Origin of the sequence: Streptococcus parasanguinis (assembly GCF_023109675.1) — a bacterium.
Lineage (GTDB): Bacteria > Bacillota > Bacilli > Lactobacillales > Streptococcaceae > Streptococcus > Streptococcus parasanguinis_I.
In genome coordinates this window covers 123,900-130,223 of record NZ_JALDUR010000005.1, presented here as the reverse complement: position 1 = coordinate 130,223, position 6,324 = coordinate 123,900, and the positions used below count along the sequence as shown (strand labels likewise).

The 6,324-nt window shown below is 42.6% G+C and carries 5 protein-coding genes and 3 pseudogenes; 4 read left to right on the top strand and 4 right to left on the bottom strand.

Annotation, left to right across the window (positions count from 1 at the left end):
* Positions 1-96 precede the first annotated feature (96 nt).
* Together pnuC and M1G14_RS05675 are read left to right on the top strand one after the other, a co-directional pair.
* Positions 97-468: pseudogene (pnuC, locus tag M1G14_RS05680) on the top strand (nicotinamide riboside transporter PnuC); the annotation flags it as partial.
* A gap of 129 nt (positions 469-597) precedes the next feature.
* Entirely contained in the window at positions 598-1,536 is a 939-nt protein-coding gene (locus M1G14_RS05675; RefSeq protein ID WP_150906521.1) for an AEC family transporter, read from the top strand.
* Positions 1,537-1,584: 48 nt separating this feature from the next.
* Here M1G14_RS05675 and M1G14_RS10945 read toward each other — a convergent pair.
* The 3 genes and pseudogenes from M1G14_RS10945 to M1G14_RS05665 all read right to left on the bottom strand — a co-directional run bounded on the left by M1G14_RS10945 (position 1,585) and on the right by M1G14_RS05665 (position 2,973).
* Positions 1,585-1,901 (bottom strand): annotated as a pseudogene (locus M1G14_RS10945) (glucuronide permease).
* A 46-nt stretch (positions 1,902-1,947) separates the two neighbouring features.
* Positions 1,948-2,418 (bottom strand): HXXEE domain-containing protein, encoded by a 471-nt coding sequence (locus M1G14_RS05670; protein WP_154358787.1) that lies wholly within the window; start codon positions 2,416-2,418, stop codon positions 1,948-1,950.
* A gap of 15 nt (positions 2,419-2,433) precedes the next feature.
* Positions 2,434-2,973 carry a TetR/AcrR family transcriptional regulator gene (locus M1G14_RS05665; protein WP_003008700.1) on the bottom strand — a complete coding sequence of 180 codons (540 nt, stop codon included), beginning with the start codon at positions 2,971-2,973 and terminating at the stop codon, positions 2,434-2,436.
* A 132-nt stretch (positions 2,974-3,105) separates the two neighbouring features.
* On the opposite strand from M1G14_RS05665, the gene M1G14_RS05660 reads away from it, so the two are divergent.
* Positions 3,106-4,011, top strand: coding sequence for a cation diffusion facilitator family transporter (locus M1G14_RS05660; RefSeq protein WP_045759841.1), 906 nt, complete (start codon positions 3,106-3,108; stop codon positions 4,009-4,011).
* 78 nt (positions 4,012-4,089) lie between these two features.
* Positions 4,090-5,127: a zinc-binding dehydrogenase gene (locus M1G14_RS05655; protein WP_045759840.1), complete on the top strand. Its 1,038-nt coding sequence runs from the start codon at positions 4,090-4,092 to the stop codon at positions 5,125-5,127.
* 37 nt (positions 5,128-5,164) lie between these two features.
* On the opposite strand, the pseudogene M1G14_RS05650 reads toward M1G14_RS05655, so the two are convergent.
* A pseudogene (locus M1G14_RS05650) lies at positions 5,165-6,310 on the bottom strand (low temperature requirement protein A).
* Positions 6,311-6,324: the final 14 nt, after the last annotated feature.

Here is a 6,324-nt window from a genome sequence, read left to right as displayed (position 1 = left end):
TGGGACTTTTTGTGTACACTCAAAAAGCTCTATAATCTCTACAGTGGTTTTTACCCACTACAGAAATTATAGAGCCCTTATTTTTAACACTTTTTGATCTACCAAGCCCAGTTCAGTTCAAAAAAAGAACAGCAGGAATTTGTTGCCCGTAAATTGGATGCGGTGGGATGGATCAAGTACTTATTAATTAGTGTGCTTTGGTGGTTAACCATTGGTTTCATTTACCAATCAGTTGGAGCCAATCGGCCTTTCAGGGATTCCGTTACAGATGCGACCAATGGTGTCGGCCAACTCTTGATGACGGCTGTCTACCGCGAACAGTGGATTTTCTGGGCGGCTACCAATGTATTCTCCATCTATCTTTGGTGGGGAAAAAGCCTTCAAATTCAAGGGAAATACTTCATTTACTTGATCAATAGTCTGGTTGGTTGGTACCAATGGACCAAGGCGGCCAAGAAAGGCTACTAGTAACAATCAATAAAATACAAGAGGTTGAGCATTTTGATCCACCTCTTTTTGTGATATACTAGAGTAGTTTTTGGGACTTGAAAATAATGGGTTTTCTAGTTCAAATTTATAAAAAGAAAAGGAGAGAACATGGATATCTTTCTTAAGAGCATATCGGGGATCCTGGTCATTCTGGGGATGATATTAGTGGGCTTTGTCATAGGTGAAAAAGGCTGGTTTGATGACAAGTCACGTGGCTTGATCGCAAAATTAGTCACTCAAGTTGCTCTTCCCTGCTATATGCTTTACACCATCACGCAGCGCTTCACAGCAGCGGATCTACTTATAATGTTGCCAGCCTTGCGGTTTCCTGCCCTGTCTATGGTCATTTTACTTGGCATCGCGACAGCAGTAGCAAGGATCTTTGCAGTGAGGCAGGACCGCCGTGGCCTCTTTATTTCCATGTTTTTTAATTCCAATACGATTTTTGTGGGGCTCCCCATCAACCAGGCCCTTTTCGGGGATGCCAGCATTCCCTATGTTTTGATCTATTACATGTGCAATACGACCTTTTTCTGGACCTTGGGGACCTATCTGATTCAGCGAGATGGTGAGGGAGAAGCGCAGTTTGATCTCAAAACGAGTCTGAAGAAAGTCTTTTCTCCGCCCCTGATGGGCTTTCTCTTGGGGCTAGTCATGGTGATGCTGCAGATCAAGTTGCCAGCCTTTCTAGCCAGTGATTTGCAGTATCTGGGTAATTTAACAACCCCTTTATCCATGATATTTATCGGTTTGTCAGTGTCTCATGTAGGTGTGAAGCAGTTGGTTCTGGGAAAAGATCAGCTATTGATTCTACTAGGTCGCTTCCTGGTTGCCCCTCTTTTGATGGCTTCCATCGTCTACTGGTTGCCTCTTCCAAGCCTGATGAAGCAAGTCTTTATCATCCAGTCTGCCATGCCTGTGATGACCAATGCGCCAGTTGTTGCCAGACTCTACGGAGCTGATAGTGATTATGCAGCAGTCATGGTGACAGAGACGACCCTTGCAACCATGGTGGTGATTCCTTTTCTCATGCTGTTGATGGCTTAACAAATAGAAACTACAAAAGCTCAAGTTTTTTGAAAACTTGAGCTTTTCTTATATGAGAGCTAATAAAATTGTAATCACCCGATGCCCATCCGAATCAGATGGTGGACTGGGTGGAAGTTTCCTTTGTGTTTTCCATTCCAATAGGCCCCGTAGCAAATCAAACCACAGCCGATCAGCCAAAGGACTAGAGCGACAATCGGTAAAAAGAAGTAGAGGATGAGAGATAAGGTCGCAAGGCTACTTCCGATGAGGAGAAGTGTATTTCCTAGAGTGTGATTCCCTTTTTTAACTTCAGAAAGAGAAGCCAATAAGTGAAGAAGAGCAAAAGCAAGGGCAAAGAAGGCTGTAAAAAAGCCGAGAAGAATGTGGAAGAACTTAGGGTTTCCTTTCTAAGATATGATTGCCTGAGTACTATTTTTTATGACTGATTTTATGAAGAATCATAAATGATACTACAAGATTTAATATAATAACCAATAAGGTAAAAAGAGAGTAACCATAAAGTTTAATTGGAAATTCATTTTTGAGATTGCAAAGAGCAAACAAACTCGTTAAAATGCCCGTCAACAACCCAGGCACATATTTTCGTATAACGATTGTTTGAATCAGATGTCCGAATACATGGTAGATATAAGCGATTATGATGCTTGCGTAAATGCTATAGTTATTAAACTGGTAACTAAGATATAGGGACGTCATTAGGATCAGAAATTGCTCCAAGACAATAAAGTTGAAAGCAAAAGGAATGTAATAAGTTAGGATTCGATTGTTTGGATACTGGATTGATATTTTTTTGACAAAGGATGGCATCCAAACGATTTCTTCGAGTTCGTGAAGCATGAAGAGTGATGGAAATAGAAAGTAAAATTGCACGCTGGTCATTGAAAATACTCCCTTCTAGTTCGAGCCCACTTTTAAAATCTCCAAATAAAATTGGATCACTTCTTGTTCGGTGTAGGACTTGCCTTTTTTCAACCACCAGCTGAGGGTTTCGATGAAATGGCTGACGACCAAGTGTTTGAGGTAAGAGTGAGGGAGAGTTGGATGGGCCTTGATGAGTTCGTCGGCTACCATTGGGTAGACATCGTGTTCTAGTTCTTTTCGCAGTTGCCGGATAAAATAATCGTTTTTAGAGAGCAAGAGACTGGTCACATGGTCTTGATTTTTCTTGAAATGCTGAAAGATATGAGCCAGATAGTCTTGTGGTGAGAGGTGTTCAGCACGCTCAAAGAGATGGTGAAAGAGCTTTTGACAGAGTTCATCTAGCAATAATTCCTTACTTTCGTAATGGCTGTAAAAGGTTGATCGCCCCACATCGGCTAAGTCAATGATTTCCTGAACCGTGATGGCCTCGTAGTCTTTTTGGTTGAGTAATTGTAAAAAAGCTTGATAGATAGCTTTTCGAGTTTTGGTGATGCGACGATCCTGTGCTGTCATATGGACACTTAGAACAAACTGTTCAGTAACGGACACCCTAAACAGTTTGCTCCTATCCTTTCTGTTGTGAATGTTAGATAATGATAATGAACATGATGTTCATGAATCTATTATAACAAAGGATTAAGGATTATGAAGACAAAACATGCGGTCTGGATCGCTTTTTTCTTGAATTTGAGTTATGCCATTGTTGAGTTTATTGCAGGAGGGATTTTTGGATCCAGCGCTGTCCTTGCGGATTCGGTCCATGACTTGGGAGATGCGATCGCTATTGGGATCTCCGCCTTTTTGGAAAGTATCTCCAATCGCGAAGAAGACAGCCGCTATACCTTGGGCTACAAGCGCTTTAGCCTTTTAGGGGCCATGGTAACGGCAGTGATTCTCATGACAGGGTCCGTTCTGGTTATTTTGGAAAATATAACGAAAATCTTTCATCCACAACCTGTCAACGATGAGGGCATCCTTTGGCTAGGAATCATAGCCGTCAGCATCAATGTGCTAGCGAGTCTCGTCATTCGCAAAGGACAAACCAAGAACGAATCCATTCTCAGCCTGCATTTTCTGGAAGATACCTTGGGTTGGGTGGCTGTTATCCTAATGGCCATTGTTCTACGATTTACCGACTGGTATATTCTGGATCCGCTCTTATCTCTTGCCATTTCCATCTTTATTCTGTCAAAAGCAATTCCACGTTTTTGGAGCACGCTCAAGATTTTTCTCGATGCTGTGCCAGAAGGAGTAGATATCCAGCAAGTGAAGAGTGATTTGGAGCAGTTGGACCATGTGGCTAGTATCAATCAGCTTAATCTCTGGACCATGGATGGGCTGGAAAAGAACGCCATTGTCCATGTTTGTTTAGAGCATGTCAACCACATGGAGGTTTGTAAAGAAGCGATTCGTACCTTGCTCAAAGATTGTGGTTTTCAAAACGTCACCATTGAGGTTGATGAAGACCTGGCAACCCACCGAGCCCATAAACGCAAGATCGAAGAACTGGAAGTTGATCAAGGTCATGGGCATGATTATCACCACCATTAATGACGAGTTGGTATGAGCAGAAGCTCGATAAAAAGTGTATACTATAGATAAGTAAGCAATAGAAAGTAGGTTAATCCTATGAAGAAAACAGTCTATACAAAAGCTGGGCAAGTGGGTCTAGTAGAAGTAGAACGTCCACGCATCGAAGCACCGGATGATGTCATTCTCCGCATCGTTCGTACCTGTGTCTGTGGATCCGATCTATGGAGCTACCGCAATCCTGATATTGAAGCAGGTCATCAAAATAGTGGTCACGAAGCTATTGGTATCGTCGAAGAAATCGGAGAAGCCATTACAACGGTTAAACCAGGAGACTTTGTTATCGCGCCTTTCACCCATGGTTGTGGGGAGTGTGATGCCTGTCGTGCTGGTTATGATGGGACTTGTGACCGCCATATCGGCACCAACTGGTCTGACGGGGTGCAAGCAGAGTACATCCGTTTCCACTTTGCCAATTGGGCCCTTGTCAAAATTCCAGGGCAACCATCTGATTATACAGAAGCCATGCTCAAATCCTTCTTGACGCTGGCTGATGTCATGCCGACGGGCTATCATGCAGCGCGTGTAGCTAATGTGCAAAAAGGTGACAAGGTTGTCGTTATTGGTGACGGTGCTGTTGGCCAATGTGCTGTCATTGCAGCTAAGATGCGTGGTGCATCGCAAATCGTCCTTATGAGTCGCCACCAAGACCGTCAACAAATGGCCTTGGAGTCAGGTGCGACAGCTGTTGTGGCTGAGCGTGGTGAAGAAGGGATTGCCAAGGTCCGTGAAATCCTTGGAGGCGGAGCAGATGCAGCTCTCGAATGTGTCGGTACAGAAGCAGCTGTTGAGCAAGCTCTCGGAGTCCTCCATAATGGAGGGCGCATGGGATTTGTGGGCGTTCCTCATTACAATAACCGTGCCCTTGGTTCGACCTTTGCTCAAAATATCTCAGTGGCAGGTGGAGCAGCCTCAGTTACTACTTATGACAAACAAGTTTTGTTAAAAGCGGTCCTTGATGGTGATATCAATCCGGGTCGTGTCTTTACCTCAAGCTATAAACTGGAAGATATCGACCAAGCTTATAAGGACATGGATGAACGTAAGACGATTAAGGCTATGATTGTACTGGACTAACGAAAAAATTCTAGTAGAAAATATCTACTAGAATTTTTTAATACAATTCCCAATCCGGACTTGAAAATTTCTTGGTTCGGGTCATATAAAAATGGATAAAGTGAACTTCCATTGCTAAAGTCATCACGGTTGCGATGGTAATGACAATGGTTGGATTGGCTGAGAAAAGAAGGGAGAGAACCAGTCCGATAAGGAACATCCCTGCTTGCAAACCATAATAGAGCTTGTCATACTTGAGGTGACTCTTGTTAAAATAGCCATTTGCAAGGATAGCAGCTTGAAAGAGGCCGATACCCGTATAGAAGAAGCCAGTCGCAAAATGGTGATGGACTTCTGGATTGACCAAGAAACTCATAGACACAGTCACCATAATCAAGCCGATGAAAATTGGATAGTGACTATAAATTAGGAAGATTCCCTTATTCTTTCCTTCTTCATCAATGGCATGGTCAAACTTACCAAAGTAATTCATAAAGAGGTTGACCATGATGATAAAGTAAAGGATAGAGTGGATAGAGAAATTTTCAAGTGTAAAAAAATCTGCAAGGCCCATAATCATCTCACCAAAAGTGATGATAACTAAAAGCTAGATGCGTTCAATCAGGTGGGGGAGATTAATCTGAAAAAGACTTGTATGTCGAGTTAAGATAATAGGCATGACGAAGGTCAAGAGAATCCCTAGCATATAGACATAGATACCAAAATCTATCGGAAGAAGTGCAGCTATGTAGATAGCCAAGGTCCTGAGCCCTGTCATCCAAAGAAAGCCCTTGATACTTTTTCGATTGGCTGGAGTAGTAGACTTACGCAAATACTCTACTAAGTATTGGAGAAATAGGGTTAAGGTCAGGGTTCCCACTGTCCAGCAGAAGGTATGAAAGTAGCTCTGCCAGTCATTGGTAATCATGTTTGAGATTAAGAGCAACATTGCCATATTGATGAACATGACGGTCATATTGAAAAGGGAATTCTTTCCATAGCGGTTGGTATAGACGGTCTGAATCATCCAAGAATTGACCAAAACCAGAAGTGTCATCAGGAAACCAAAGATGGCATCTAATGATAAGACTCCATGGTGAAGATGATGGATAAGGGCAGTGGTTTTGGAAATAGCGTAAACAAAGACCAGATCATAAAAGAGTTCACTATACTCAACCCGTTTGTGTTTGATAAGATTTGACATGGGTTATCCTTTCT